Source organism: Paenibacillus naphthalenovorans (genome assembly GCF_900099895.1).
Classification (GTDB): Bacteria; Bacillota; Bacilli; order Paenibacillales; family NBRC-103111; genus Paenibacillus_G; species Paenibacillus_G naphthalenovorans.
In genome coordinates, this window is the sequence record NZ_FNDY01000024.1 from 60,136 (window position 1) to 73,290 (window position 13,155).

Sequence of the window (13,155 nt, forward strand, 5' to 3'; positions counted from 1 at the left end):
CACCTTACATCGGTTACCGTGCTTACCCCGATCCGCGTCCAGCTTATGAAGAGAAAGCACTAAAATGCACAAATTCGCCGACCGGTTTACGGTAGCCTCTAGGTCTAGGGTGATTCGTCTTTTCTTTACCTATGGTTATCATCATAGCGATGTGATATCGATCCGGAATGTTTAATACTGCCCTTACTTGCTCGGAGTTAAAGCCAATCATCGGACAAGTGTCCCACCCCTTTGATTTCGCAATAAGCATAAATTGCATTGCGGATAACGAGGCGTTACGAATGGCTTCTTCTTTACGAAATTCTAAGTTTTGATAGGCTGCATAAATGGAATCAATGGTTTGTCGGTATGTAAGCTCATCCATCATCCCCAAATGAAGCATGCCTTCATAGATCCGTTCGGCATCAGTGTAAGCTTCTAAATCCCCTAGTACAATGATAGCGGCTGAAGCGGTCCCCACTTTATGCTGACCGTATGCTGCTTCCTTCACTTTTAATTTGAGCTCAGGCTCATCCACTACCACATAATGGGCGTGCTGCAAGTTGAATGCGGATGGTGCGAATTTAGCTAATTCAAACATCTCTTCAATTTCTCTTCTGGGTATCTTCACATTACTGTCGAAGTTATTGGCGGACCTTCTCATTTTCACGATTTCTTCGACTGAACTTGATTTCATTATTGAGTCCATCATTAAACATCTCCTTGATCATGATCAGAAAAAACGGCAGCCGATCTTGATAGCCCGGCAAGCCGACGCCCAGCAGGTCCTAATTCATTTCTTGCGTTATGTTCAGATTATATTTTTATAACTTACTTTTGTCAAGTAACTTGAAATTAATAATAAATAAACCAAGATCCATATGTCTATCACCCATCCTGCCGATCTTTCCGTGTTTAACCGGGCTCAATGATTAAGTATAAAAATAAATAAGCCGGTTCATCCCCGGCTTATTTTTATGGGACGTGCACCGGAAGCCCCGGCCTTTGCACGGCCGGTCCGGTCACGCCCTTTTCCTTTAAAATTCTTCATACACAGCCGGGTCTTGATTCGCAATCCGGCCATCGGGGCGGGTTAATTCTGCTATTATGCTCATTTCTTTATCATCCAGAGAAAAGTCGAATATGGAGATATTTTCAAGCTGCCGCGCAGGGGATGAAGATCTGGGAATGGAGATGGCCCCGAGCTGGTAATGCCAACGTAAGATGACTTGCGACACAGATTTGTTATGATGATGAGCTATTTTTTGAACGGTTTCATGCTTTAAAATGTCATTTGCTCTCGCTAATGGGCTCCACGATTCGGTTACAATGCTGTTTTCTTCGTGCCATTTTCGTTGATCGGCTTGATTGAAAAACGGGTGCAGCTCGATTTGGTTGACGCTTGGCTTAATGCCGGTTTCTTTGATTAAACGTTCAATATGCTCCGGTAAAAAATTGCTGAGGCCGATCGAACGGACAAGCCCCCATTTTTTAGCGTCAATTAACGCTTGCCAGGCTTCCACATAATGATCTTGTTTGGGATTCGGCCAATGAATCAGATATAAATCATAATAATCAAGATTTGCGCGATACAACGATTCTTGAATGGCCGTAACCGCTTTGTCATACGAGTGATAGCGACCCGGCAATTTGGAAGTGATGATGAATTGCTCCCTCGGAACGGAACTGCGCCTGATGGCTTCCCCTACGGTTCCTTCGTTTTCATAATTATAAGCGGAATCCAGGAGCCGATAACCCATATCTATGGCGCCTACGATCGCGTTGACACCAGCGGTGCCCTTTAGTGAATATGTACCCAAACCGATAACGGGTATTTTTACTCCGTCATTCAATGTAATCTCCGGAATGGATCTGCTCACAATAAATCACTCCCTTCTTTAGTCCTTTTTATGGTATCACATTTTCGAAGAATTTTTTACCAAATGAGTTATTATTTCCAAAATAAGAGGCCGGGCACGAGACCAGATCAAGTCCTGAGATCATGCATGGCTTCCTGGACACCTGCAAAACCGTCAACTTCTGATCAGCTGTATTAGCGGTACCCGGTAGCATTCGCCGGTTTCCCTGCATCCACCACTTCTACGAGATACCGCCAGCAGTCTGGCTGCGATCCGTCAAGATCATAAAAACCATACACTTGTGCGAGCTTGCCGCTTGACACAGATTGACCGTTCCATCGGGCAACCTCCGGATCTCCGGCTAATGCGGCAACGGCACGCCCTACAAAACGCGGCGTTTCCGAGATGATGAAATGAGGTTCCTTCACTACGGCATCACGCCAGTTCTCTTCTGTAACACCATAGTGATCAAGCATCAATTCAGAACGCATCCAACCCGGAGTCACTGCTATGGCGGTGCATTGATATGGTAAAAGTTCATAGGCTAAAGATTTGGCCATTCGAATGACAGACGTCTTGGCCAGATCGTAGAACAGGGATAATCGGTAGTTTTTGTCGTTGTATTCTGCCGTGCCGTCCGTTACCTCAATGACCAGTCCGTTCCTGTTTCGGATTAACAGGGGTAATGCAAAGTGGCTTGTAATGATATGGGTATCCATCGCAAGCCGAAGCATGCGAAGTCCCCTTTCAAGGGAGTGCTCCCATACGGGTACGTTCCACTGTGCCAAATACTCAGCTCCCCACACATCGTTAACCAGGATGTCCAGTCGCCCCTGTTCGCTCTCTATGCGTGCAATTAGAGCTTGAACCTGATCAGGATCGAGATGATCCACTTGAACCGCGATCCCTCTACCACCCGCATGATTTACAAGCTCAGCGGTTTCTTCAATAGTTTCAGGACGATTGTACTCGGATCGTTGTGTTCGTGTCGTGCGTCCGGTCACATAAACGATCGCTCCAGCCGCTCCTAATTCAATAGCAATTCCTCGGCCGGCGCCGCGTGTTGCACCTGCGACCAAAGCCACTTTTCCATCTAAAGGTTTCATGATCTGGTACTCCTTTCGTTGATTATTCCTCCATTATAGAGCATCAATATGACAAAGTATGTCATATTGAACCATCGAAAGTATCATCCCTCCCTCAAGCTGCCGGCGCTGCAAATGTAAAATATGCCAGTTAGCCGAAACATGAATAGCCTCCTTTACGTAATACAGGATAATGACATCCTGCACAACTTGGAGGACGGCGATGAAGAGTACATACCGGATAACACTGCTCCTTTTCTCACTACTGCTTTCGTTATTGCTGCTTCCCGGTGCGGCAAAACATCATCTTACACCATCGATAAGGTTGAGATCATGGCGGACATCATGCCGGACGTGGATCTGTATGTGGAGGAATTATACACGTATACCGTACACGGCGATTACGACTGGATGCCTCGGCATATGGATGCGTACGGCGGGGAAAATATAGAACTCTTCGAAGCTTATACTCCCCCTTCCGACCGGGTTCTCAGCGATTTCGGATACGTCGGACTGAACCGGCTGAACGTCGACTGAACCCCCCGCCGCGGCACGTATTATGTCGACTTTCGGGCAAAGAATGAAACGAGGCAGCTGTATTACCGCTATCGGATCGACAAGGCGGCCGTGAAATACGCAGACGGCGGCGAGTTAGATTGGACTTTCCTTGCGCAAAATCGGCGGGAATACATCGGAGTCAGCCGGGCAGCGGCGGGACAACGATTTCAAGAGGACCCGAATGCTCCAAAGGGGCTGCTGCAGTTTACCTTCAAAGGCGACCGGAGCCAGTTGGATGCGGCGGACCGGCACCTTCTGGGATGGCTGTTCCGCGGCACCTCCGTGCTCTCGCTCGAGCATCTGGCGGGACCTACCAAGACGGAACGAAAGCAAAAGGCTTAAGAGAGCAAATACATCCAGCGCTCCAGCCGCCTTGGCAGGGCTTTTGGCCGCTGGCTGCGGCTGCTGCTGGAGAGAAAGCCGGATACCATGGCCGGCTTCGGGGTGTATCCCGCCAGAAAAGTGTGGATTCCCGTATTGGCTGCCATACACTTCGGGCTCCTTCTCTATTTGTACATTGCAGATGTGAAAATGTGGGATTCTCTACTGTTGCTGATTATCTTTGTGGGCGGGGGAGCCGTATGGGCCAGCGTCCGGTGGCGGAGGAAAGAAATTTCTGAAGAGCGGAGGAAATCTTATATCGCGCCTCTCCCCTGTTCCAGCCGGACCTTCTGGCGGCGATCGAATATGCCTTGGTCCGTTCCTGGAACGGCGTAAAAACGGCGCCCGCATGCGGAGACGGCGGTGGCGGTGGCGGGGATTAGACTGCGTCAGACATAAGAAAAAAAGCAGCGGCGGCCAAGGAGGAAAATAAAGTCCTTGACTGACGCTGCTTTATTACCATCATTTCCCCACAGCTTAACGGCTATAACGGACCGGCAAATGAATCTCAAATCAAAACTTCGTTATTTATGGTATGGTTCGGGTTACTTGCCTGTAACGGCAAGTTTTCGCTTAATCCAAGCGTCCGTGCTGTTGAAGTATGAATTTCGTGAATAAGTTCCGGATTTTTCAATAGTGACACGCCATAAGAAGGAATCATTTCCTTTATTTTCGGCTCCCACGTTTTTAAATGCTGCGGGAAGCATTTTTTTATGACCTCAAGCATGACGGAAACGGCGGTAGAAGCACCCGGAGAAGCACCGAGCAATGCAGCTATCGAGCCATCAGCGGCACTAATCACTTCCGTACCAAATTGAAGCGTTCCTTTGCCGGCAGCCGTATCTTTGATAATTTGCACACGCTGGCCAGCTACCAGTAAATCCCAGTCCTCGCTTTTGGCGTTCGGGATAAATTCCCGTAATGCTTCCATGCGCTGTTCTTTCGATAACATCACCTGCTTGATCAGGTATGTTGTCAATGAAGCGTTTTTTACGCCTGCCGCCATCATCGTTACGAGATTATGCGGTTTTACGGAAGTTACCAAATCAAGCATGGAACCGAATTTTAAAAACTTTGGCGAGAAGCCGGCAAACGGTCCAAATAACAGCGATTCTTTGTTGTCGATAAATCTTGTGTCAAGATGCGGAACGGACATTGGAGGAGCGCCGACCGAAGCTTTGCCGTATACTTTTGCATGATGCTGCGCTACAATATCCGGATTCTGACACACCATAAATAGTCCGCTTACCGGAAATCCTCCGATACCTTTTCCTTCAGGAATACCGGATTTTTGCAGCAAATGCAGGCTTCCTCCCCCGCCGCCAATAAAGACGAATTTTGCCGTATGGCGTTCGACGGTACCGCTATCGACATTTCGCACTTTCAATTCCCACGAGCCGTCCCCAGTACGTTTAATATCATCAACATGATGGTTGAATTTTATATCGACATTTTTATTTTTTAAGTGGGCAAACAATATGCGCGTTAAAGCGCCAAAGTTAACATCCGTTCCGGATTCGATTCTTGTAGCCGCTATAGGTTTATTCAATGTCCGGTCTTTCATCATAAGCGGAATCCATTCCATCAGTTTTCCCGGGTCATCGGAATATTCCATTCCTTGAAACAGCGGATTGCTAGACAGCGCATCAAAACGTTTTTTCAAAAAATGTACATCATGTTCCCCTTGTACAAAACTCATATGAGGGACTGGCATGATAAAGTCACGCGGATCGCGTATCAGATTGCTGTTTACCAGATAGGACCAGAACTGCTTTGAAACCTGAAACTCTTCGTTAACCTTTATCGCTTTGCTAATGTCTATGGATCCGTCCGGTTTTTCGACGGTGTAGTTAAGCTCGCACAGTGCGGCATGCCCCGTTCCCGCATTATTCCATTCGTTGGAGCTTTCCTCTCCTGCGTTTGCACGCCTTTCAAACACTGTAATGTCCCAATCCGGTACTAATTCTTTCAGCAGTGACCCTAAAGTAGCACTCATGATTCCGGCACCAATTAAGATAACGTCTGTTTTCATTTGTCTGTTGCTCATTTTAACCGTCCTTATACCCTACGTTTTGCAGAAAGGATGTAAGCACTCCTGCTTAGGCGCCACAACAAGCCAGGGCGCGGCTTAGTGACACATCTTTTCTGGATCAATTATAACCTGATTATAGTGTATCACTATTATTAATAGATTAATATATTTATTTACTATTATATAATATTTATAAGCTATTAAAAAGCTGGTAAAAAATGAGGAGTCCGTCCACAAGAGCCATTGGATACACAAAAACCAAGGCTTAACCCGGCTTCCGGCAAGGGTTGAGCCTTGGTTTGTCTCACGGTTACGCAATTCCGCGGATATCAGATGTCATCAAATCTTCACATTGGAGAGAGAATTTTATATGAAGGCCCAACTTCCCTCACAGATGGTTCCCATTTATTTGCATAAGATTGATTTATGTTATGACCAAATGCTTTTATTGTGAATACGATTATATCGACATGCTGGTTAAAGACAGCATTTTTTTGTATTTAATTTTTATTTACAATGTGGATATACGATATTTTTTACCTCATCCACCGACCTTGCCTGTCCTATCCATCCATAAATCTCTTAACTCAAGAATATAGTCTCTTAAGGTGAAAGTATTAGTTTTGGTAATTAATTTACTAAGTGTATTATCAAAATCAGCTTCAGTGGTCTGATGAAAATAAAGTTTTAGACGCCCATGCCGCTAACGCGGCACCATCAGATGATGAAAATATTGGACATGCGATATAATTTACTTACGGCTGGCGAAGGGAGGTCGGCAGTCAATGGTGCTTCGAACCCGAGTCTTAGACAGACCCCAACGACCAGGTGCACCACAGATTGTTGCTCCAAGTTGGAAGCACACAGGATAGAATAACCATTTGGCGGTTGTTGCACCAGCCCTTCAAACTTGCACGCCGTAAGGAGAGTTCTAGGAATGGACGTCGTTTACAACCATGTGTGCGGTCTTGACGTTCATAAAAAGAACATCGTGGCCTGTACCATCACGCCGGAAGGCAAAGAAATTCGAACGTTCGAGGCTATGACCGATGACCTGATCTTGCTTGTTGATTGGATTAAAGCCAAAGGATGCACTCACGTCGCCATGGAGAGCACAGGCGCTTACTGGAAGCCAAGCTACAATCTGTTGGAACTCGAGGGAATTGAAGCACTGGTGGTGAATGCTCAGCACATAAGGAAACTCGAGTCATTAGGCATATCGGTTTCTGTCAACACGGTTGCCTCCTAATGCAACTGTCAGTTCAAACAGAGTTTCCGTTGCCCTAGCCAAAACTATTAGGCTGGAGGGCTACTTTCTTATTGCCTTTTTTAGTTCTTCCATCGATCGGTATTTTCAGGATAGGACAGACTGACCCCAGAAATCTAACAGTGACAGCCATGGATAAGAAAATAAAGTCCTAGACCGACGCTCCGTTAGTTCAGGGGCCACAAATAGTAAAACACGATTCGTGCTTAAAACATTCCTTGGTCCATTTATCAATTTCGGAAACTAATTGTTTTGTAAATTCAGAACAAGAGGAGAAAACGTCTTTCTTTATCGTATCCCAGTCTGACATGGTGATCTCAGTCGGCCCAAAAGGGTTAAAAGGAACTACTTTGAGCAACACATCTTCCAGTTCAGTACTCATAAAGAAATCATGTGTGATAAATATGGAACTTTCCAACCAATGTTCGTCTTTGTATTTCCCATACATAATCTCATAAGCATCACGACCAGGTAGTTCATGTAGTTTCAGAGTTAACATACTCCATCTCCCTTCTTAGGCTAGATAAATCAATTAATTATAGGTCTTGAAAGCCATAAAAGGAAATGTTCGTCAAAGATCGTATTGTTTCAAAAATTAGATGAATTAGCTTAACGCACGCCGCCAGTCTACAATGTAGTGTAGTACTTTGTACAAAGTGAAGATGTTTCGTACACTAAATAGAATTACCAATTTTCTATTTTTTGTCACATAAGAGCATTTAATAAGAACTTGTAGAGTAACTTGAGCAGAGACTGGAGAACAATTTGAAGGTTGTCCGTGTTCTTATGTTTCTGGCCCATTACATAAAAAATCAATCAAGCGCAAGCTCTTTCTAACTGCCGTTTTAGCTGCGGGTTGAACATCCTCTGCCCTTATTGTACTAAGCAATCCTGGGACATCTTCCTCATCATAACAACATTCAGCAAAAGTGCGAATCCAGTAAGTCTTTAAAGATTTGTCCGAAGTTGTAAGCTTAGAAATTTTAATTAAGGCATCACTTAGACTTAGCTCTTCTTTTAATACTCTGTTGGCGATCTCATCAAATCTTTGATCGTTGCTGCTATATGATATTTTGTTGCTAATAACTGAATTTAAATTTGATCTCTTCTCATCTACTGTACTGTATAAGTAAGCAATATCTAAGAACAATTGTGAATCCTCTGCAAGAGGTTTTTCTTTAATCAGACATTCTAGACCTATGTAAAATTCTCGCAAATTACGTTTTAAATAACTTTTACTATATTTCTCTACTCTTTTCATGATTGCATCAAGTTCTTTGAGGATCTCGGTTCGCCTAACAATAAACCAGTAGGGTAATATTGTGCCAGATGAACTTAAACTTGTTGCAATAAAAGGCCAAGTTTGCTGAGCTGGCAATCCCGATTCTTTCTCCAAAATGTTGAGATTCTCTATGCCAATTCCAAATATATCCCAAATGAAATCCTGTGGTGGTAAATCGAGGATTCCTTTTTTTAACCTTCCGTTTGCATTTCCGGCGTCAGCATGCCATTGCTCGTTTAGTTGATTAAATTCCCTTCTTAAGAACTGTGGTGATATTGGAATAGCCGAAGGGTTATTGGGTTCAACTCTAACTGGTATAGCAACACCTTCCCCTGTAGATCGCATCAAAGATGTCGGTACAGCTTTATTGAGAGCATCTAACAATAACACAATGTCATTTGAAGTAGGTACGATGTTTATTCTTTCAAATGCATCTAACCATTCAGGCTGTACATCATCAATGTCTGGGATTATTAGAAAAGCGGAGCTAAGATATGCAGCTTTTTCATCTATGCGTTCTGATCTGTTTAATTTCACAGCGAGTTCTTCAATCAGGGTTACCTTGTCTTTTACGACATCATGTGGCCTTGGTATAGTCCCTAAATATGGTTTGATCCTCGATGACCTTCCTAATTCATTAAGAAACTCTGAGATATCTATTGCCAGTGAAATAGCGACCTCCCTTGCTGGGCCAATCCCTGCATGAAGCCCACCGGCTCTTGATTTTGCTAATAAACGAAATCTTGAAACGCGAGATAATAATTTTTGTCGATGCTCAATTTGATCTTGAATCCCACTAAATAGAAAACTTATTCTCGGACTTGCGGATTTCAACAAATTAATAAATTCATCGAAGGTTTGTGTGGCTGATTTGAACTTTCCGTCTGGAAGTAATAATCCTTTCAAACCAAGCGATTGCACAATACATGCGTTAACAGCTTGTTCTGCGGCAGCACCAATTAGACCTATCTCTGCTGCATACAAGGAACTCCGTTCCCTTGGTTCATGGCGTAAAGGAAGCGCTAGTCCTATAGTAGCTAAGCTTAAGCTATTAATACTTGCTTCAAGTAGTCGAATTGAATCCTTTCTAAGTAGAGATGGCAAATTGTCTCCTCCTGAACTTTATTTATCTAGAGGACTAATCACTCAATTGTTTCTTTCCGTCTTTTGAGGTTTATGAAATTTATGTTTGCTCAATTTCCTGAGAAAAATCAGCCGCTTTTGATTCTAGCTCCTTGATTGATGGAGATCAGATGCAGCAGTCTTAATGCTTTATTTCCAACCAAATTATAGAATTCTTTTGACGATGCCATTTCAATCCGTTCGAACTCTATTCCACACTTAATCAAGCTATCAAGCATTCGTTGATTTATGTTGAATCTGCTTCACTTTAAGTTGTCAGCTCCGTCTAATTAAGTATTAGACTGGCCCGAAAACAATAAGCAGCGATAGTCTAGGACGGAAAAATAAAGGCTTAGACTACCGCTGCTAAAAATAGGACAGTTACTTCTGTACGATCTGAATAAGATTGCCGCAAGTATCGTCGAAGACAGCTATTGTGACTTCGCCCATTTTTGTCGGCTCCATTGTAAAATTCACGCCTTCTTTCACTAATCGTTTATATTCTTTGTGAATATCTTCAACGCCAAACATTGTTGCTGGAATGCCATCGGCAAATATCTTCCTTTGATACTCTTTGGCGGCAGGATGGTCATTCGGTTCGAGCAAAAGCTCGGTACCGTCTGGATCATCGGGAGAAACAAGCGTTAACCACCTATATTTTCCTGCGGGAACGTCATGCTTCTTTACAAAGCCCAGCATTTTTGTATAAAACTCCAATGCCTTTTCTTGATCTTGAACGAATATACTGGTAACAATGATTTTCATAATGCTTTTTGCCTCCTTTGATATATGCGACGTTGGTGCTCTTCTAACAAACTGGCTTCAATCAGAAAAAACCATACATTCGTCAGAAGTTTATCATTAAAGTTACTCTATCCATCCTTTCAGCAAGTTTTTAAGTGGTTCCTTGTTAAACAGAATTACTCGATACTTTCCCTTTCGTTTTGATATTACGAGCCCTGCATCTTCCAATGTAGCAAGATGTTTAGCGATCGCCTGTCGTGAAATAGAAAGATTGTGCTTCATAATGAGACGTGCCGTAAGTTCATACAACGTCAGCTCGTTGCGTTCGGATAGTTCGTCTAATATAAGCCGCCGAGTCGAGTCGCCAAGTGCTTTGAAAATAGCGTCTTTGTCCCAATTCATATATCGAGTATAAGCAACCCTACAGTTTCTTGTCAAGATAAGCAACTCTAAAGTTACTTGTAAGGCATAACCAACGTATGGTTTCTTATTAAACTGTTGCCAGTTAGCTTAATAATGCCGCCAGTCTAGAACTTTATTTTCGATGTCTAACACTTTATTTTTCAGTCTAATACATATTTTCTTAGCACACCCACGTCCAGTCAAAACAATAACAAACGGGGACATCCATGTCCGAATCCTTTTGAAAGACGGGAACTTTCAAGTCTCCCGCGGCGAAGGTCAACAAAACCGATATCTTTAATGGCCTCGCCCATTCTTGCCCAACATATTTCAAGTTGTAGGTGTAACCGCTAGAATATAGACAACAAAAATTGCTCAATAGTAATGAACACTTTACGACCACTTCCTCCCGTGACTATTATTCATCGTAGAATAATCATCATGGGTGAGGAAGATGAAACGCTTAGAAAGGTGGCATATGTATTTCTCCATTCATCAGATGAAAGCGAAGGGATTGAAAGTCTCTCAGATTGCTAGAAAACTGAATGTCTCAAGGAACACGGTGTATAAGTACATGAGCATGAATCCGGATGAATTCAAACAATTCATGGAAGGTCTGGAGACTCGAAAAAAGAAATTAGACCCTTTTGAGCAGCGCATCATCCAGTGGTTGAGGGAGTACTCCGACCTCTCTGCCGCTCAAATATGGGATTGGCTAAAGGAACACCATCCAGAAATTGAAGTTGGGGAAAGTACTGTAAGAAGCTATGTCCGGTTGCTGCGAAAGATGTACGGGATCCCAAAGGAGACGCAACAAAGGCAGTATGAAGCCATTCCCGATCCCCCAATGGGTGAACAAATGCAGGTGGACTTCGGGGAGACGAAAATGAAGAATCTCCAAGGGAATCTCGTGAAGTGCTGGTTTATTACGTTTGTTCTATCCCACTCCAGACAGAAATTCGTTCATTGGCAAGATCGGCCGTTTATTACGAAGGATGTGATCGATGCTCATGAATTAGCTTTTGCCTTTTATGGAGGAATGACGAAAGAAATCATTTATGATCAGGATCACTTGTTGCTTACCAGTGAAAATTACGGCGATTTAATCCTAACCCACGAATTTGCGGCATACGTTCGCCACCGAGGCATTCAGGTCTACATGTGCCGGAAACAAGATCCCGAAAGCAAAGGTCGTATCGAGAATGTCGTGAAGTACGTCAAACGGAATTTCGCACGCCATCGGATCTTCGTAAGTGTAGACAAGTTGAATGAGGACTGCATGGCTTGGTTAGACCGGACAGGAAATGCTCTTATCCATCATACGACCAAAAAAATACCAGCCGAAGTGTTCGCCCTTGAGAAGCAACACCTTCGCCCGGTCCCAGAAAAAATAAAAACTCCTAGTACGAGTATACCAAGGACCGTGCGGAAGGACAACACCATCTGGTATGAAGGGAGCCGGTATTCCGTTCCCCTCGGGACTTATGATGGCACCTCGAAAGAAGTTGGAGTCCGGGTCCATGAATCAACATTGCAAATCTATGACTTGGATACCGGGGAAATCATTGCTGAACATGAACGCTCACAGAGGCGGGGCCAACTCATCCAGAACACGAATCATCGGCGAGATCGCCAGAAAGGTATCGCTGCCTACTTAGAAAGCGTGAGGAGGCAATTTCTCGATCCTGACCTGGCTTCATCTTACCTGAAAAAGATTCATCGGCTTCATCCTCGGTATACCCGAGATCAACTCCAACTCATTCAAAAGACGCTGGATCAGGCATCGAAAGAAGCCGCGGATCAAGCACTTCGTTACTGTTTGACCAACCGATTATACAGGGCAGTGGACTTCGTTGATGCCGTGAACCACTTCTCGAGGTCTTACGAAAAAACGACGCCGGATATGAGCAACATTAAACGGGTGAGCGGAGTGGATCCAACCAAATGGAAAGTCAAGCCTCAAATTCGTGATATTGAGATTTACCGGCGTATTTTGGGAGGAGGCTGAACATGAACGAGACCATTGTGCACCTGAAACAAAGCTTAAAAACGCTCAACCTCACGGAAGCAGCCCAGATCGTTGACGAAAGCTTGATGGAGGCTGAAGAACACCAATGGACATGCCGTGAGTTCCTGCAGCGGCTACTCCGCTATGAATTAGTCCGCCGAGAAGAAAAGCAACTCGCCAGGCGGTATAAATGGGCGTCCTTCCCTGAAGTGAAGACGCTGGATGAGTTTCGTTTGGAAGAACAACCGTCCTTAAGCAAACGCCAATTTCAGCAACTTCGGGAACTTCTATGGCTTGAGCAGAATTACAATCTCATCCTGCTCGGGCCTCCTGGAGTCGGTAATTATCGAAAGAATTTGGTTATGGAAAGAATTGAGCGTACATCCCGTTATTTCAATGAATGTACATTGATTTCTTTCCATAACACCTCAGAATA

At 44.1% G+C, this 13,155-nt stretch carries 13 protein-coding genes and 2 pseudogenes; 5 read left to right on the forward strand and 10 right to left on the reverse strand.

Translation table 11 applies throughout. From position 1 onward, the window contains the following. Positions 1-43: 43 nt before the first annotated feature. The 3 genes from BLT35_RS19060 to BLT35_RS19070 form a co-directional block, all read right to left on the reverse strand. Positions 44-691 (reverse strand): nitroreductase family protein, encoded by a 648-nt coding sequence (locus BLT35_RS19060; RefSeq protein WP_082660918.1) that lies wholly within the window; start codon positions 689-691, stop codon positions 44-46. Between the two features lie 325 nt (positions 692-1,016). Next, on the reverse strand, positions 1,017-1,859 hold the full coding sequence (locus tag BLT35_RS19065) for an aldo/keto reductase (RefSeq protein ID WP_062410430.1): 843 nt from the start codon (positions 1,857-1,859) through the stop codon (positions 1,017-1,019). Between the two features lie 173 nt (positions 1,860-2,032). Beyond that, a complete protein-coding gene (locus tag BLT35_RS19070) occupies positions 2,033-2,944 on the reverse strand; it encodes an SDR family oxidoreductase (RefSeq protein ID WP_139170826.1) in 912 nt (303 codons plus the stop codon). A 141-nt stretch (positions 2,945-3,085) separates the two neighbouring features. On the opposite strand from BLT35_RS19070, the gene BLT35_RS19075 reads away from it, so the two are divergent. Together BLT35_RS19075 and BLT35_RS19080 are read left to right on the forward strand one after the other, a co-directional pair. Further along, a complete protein-coding gene (locus BLT35_RS19075) occupies positions 3,086-3,460 on the forward strand; it encodes a hypothetical protein (RefSeq protein WP_054818611.1) in 375 nt (124 codons plus the stop codon). 90 nt (positions 3,461-3,550) lie between these two features. Next, positions 3,551-3,823: a hypothetical protein gene (locus BLT35_RS19080; RefSeq protein WP_074729468.1), complete on the forward strand. Its 273-nt coding sequence runs from the start codon at positions 3,551-3,553 to the stop codon at positions 3,821-3,823. Here BLT35_RS19080 and BLT35_RS27115 read toward each other — a convergent pair. Both BLT35_RS27115 and BLT35_RS19085 read right to left on the reverse strand, forming a co-directional pair. Then, complete coding sequence (locus tag BLT35_RS27115; RefSeq protein WP_175472017.1) at positions 3,820-3,969, reverse strand: hypothetical protein; 150 nt, start codon at positions 3,967-3,969, stop codon at positions 3,820-3,822. The two genes, BLT35_RS19080 and BLT35_RS27115, sit on opposite strands and share 4 nt — an antisense overlap. A gap of 401 nt (positions 3,970-4,370) precedes the next feature. Then, entirely contained in the window at positions 4,371-5,909 is a 1,539-nt protein-coding gene (locus BLT35_RS19085; protein ID WP_074729469.1) for a malate:quinone oxidoreductase, read from the reverse strand. 922 nt (positions 5,910-6,831) lie between these two features. On the opposite strand from BLT35_RS19085, the pseudogene BLT35_RS19090 reads away from it, so the two are divergent. After that, positions 6,832-7,098, forward strand: a pseudogene (locus BLT35_RS19090) (IS110 family transposase); the annotation flags it as partial. A gap of 235 nt (positions 7,099-7,333) precedes the next feature. Here the strand turns inward: BLT35_RS19090 and BLT35_RS19095 are convergent. The 5 genes and pseudogenes from BLT35_RS19095 to BLT35_RS27945 all read right to left on the reverse strand — a co-directional run. Next, a complete protein-coding gene (locus BLT35_RS19095) occupies positions 7,334-7,660 on the reverse strand; it encodes a hypothetical protein (protein ID WP_054820362.1) in 327 nt (108 codons plus the stop codon). A 285-nt stretch (positions 7,661-7,945) separates the two neighbouring features. Next, positions 7,946-9,547 carry a hypothetical protein gene (locus BLT35_RS19100; RefSeq protein WP_074729470.1) on the reverse strand — a complete coding sequence of 534 codons (1,602 nt, stop codon included), beginning with the start codon at positions 9,545-9,547 and terminating at the stop codon, positions 7,946-7,948. Positions 9,548-9,946: 399 nt separating this feature from the next. Beyond that, positions 9,947-10,330 carry a VOC family protein gene (locus BLT35_RS19105; protein ID WP_074729471.1) on the reverse strand — a complete coding sequence of 128 codons (384 nt, stop codon included), beginning with the start codon at positions 10,328-10,330 and terminating at the stop codon, positions 9,947-9,949. 102 nt (positions 10,331-10,432) lie between these two features. Further along, on the reverse strand, positions 10,433-10,711 hold the full coding sequence (locus tag BLT35_RS19110) for an ArsR/SmtB family transcription factor (RefSeq protein ID WP_054820346.1): 279 nt from the start codon (positions 10,709-10,711) through the stop codon (positions 10,433-10,435). Positions 10,712-10,904: 193 nt separating this feature from the next. Next, positions 10,905-10,994, reverse strand: a pseudogene (locus BLT35_RS27945) (putative iron-sulfur cluster-binding metallochaperone); the annotation flags it as partial. Positions 10,995-11,210: 216 nt separating this feature from the next. Here BLT35_RS27945 and istA point away from each other — a divergent pair. Both istA and BLT35_RS19125 read left to right on the forward strand, forming a co-directional pair. After that, a complete protein-coding gene (istA, locus tag BLT35_RS19120) occupies positions 11,211-12,719 on the forward strand; it encodes an IS21 family transposase (protein WP_254777621.1) in 1,509 nt (502 codons plus the stop codon). A 2-nt stretch (positions 12,720-12,721) separates the two neighbouring features. After that, positions 12,722-13,155: ATP-binding protein (locus tag BLT35_RS19125; RefSeq protein ID WP_254777620.1), on the forward strand; the 434-nt coding region annotated here is incomplete at its 3' end.